Origin of the sequence: Streptomyces pseudogriseolus (assembly GCA_002154585.1) — a bacterium.
Lineage (GTDB): Bacteria > Actinomycetota > Actinomycetes > Streptomycetales > Streptomycetaceae > Streptomyces > Streptomyces pseudogriseolus.
This window is the reverse complement of the sequence record MUNG01000555.1, coordinates 1-518: the sequence shown is the minus strand read 5'-3', so window position 1 is coordinate 518 and position 518 is coordinate 1. Positions and strand designations below refer to the sequence as shown.

The 518-nt window shown below is 72.0% G+C and carries 1 protein-coding gene; it reads left to right on the top strand.

Annotation, left to right across the window (positions count from 1 at the left end; genetic code table 11):
• Positions 1 to 518: tryptophan--tRNA ligase (locus CCN29_RS32660; protein WP_503167730.1), on the top strand; the 518-nt coding region annotated here is incomplete at both ends.

Sequence of the window (518 nt, the reverse complement as noted above, 5' to 3'; positions counted from 1 at the left end):
GCGGTGCGGTTCAACCAGCGGTACGGGCACACGTTCGTCGTACCGCGGGCGACCAGCCCGGGGGTGGCGGCGCGCGTGATGAACCTCCAGGACCCCGCCTCGAAGATGGGCAAGAGCGACGACACCGGGCCGGGGATCGTCTATCTGCTGGACGAGCCGGACGTGGTGCGGAAGAAGGTCATGCGCGCGGTGACCGACAGCGGCAGTGAGGTCGTCTACGACCGGGAGTCGCGGCCCGGGCTCGCCAATCTGCTGGAGATCCTGGCGGCTTGCACCGGTGGAGATCCCGAGGCGCTGGCCGGTACCTACGTCGGGTACGGGGCGCTGAAGAGAGACACGGCGGACGCGGTGATCGAGGTGCTGCGGCCGTTGCGGGAACGGCACCAGGAGCTGTGCGCCGATCCCGGCTACCTGGAGGGCGTGCTGCGGGAGGGAGCCGAGCGGGCGCGCGGGATGGCGCGGCCGACGGTGGACGCCGCCCACCGGGCGATCGGCCTGCTGCCGGCCTCGGTGGAGGA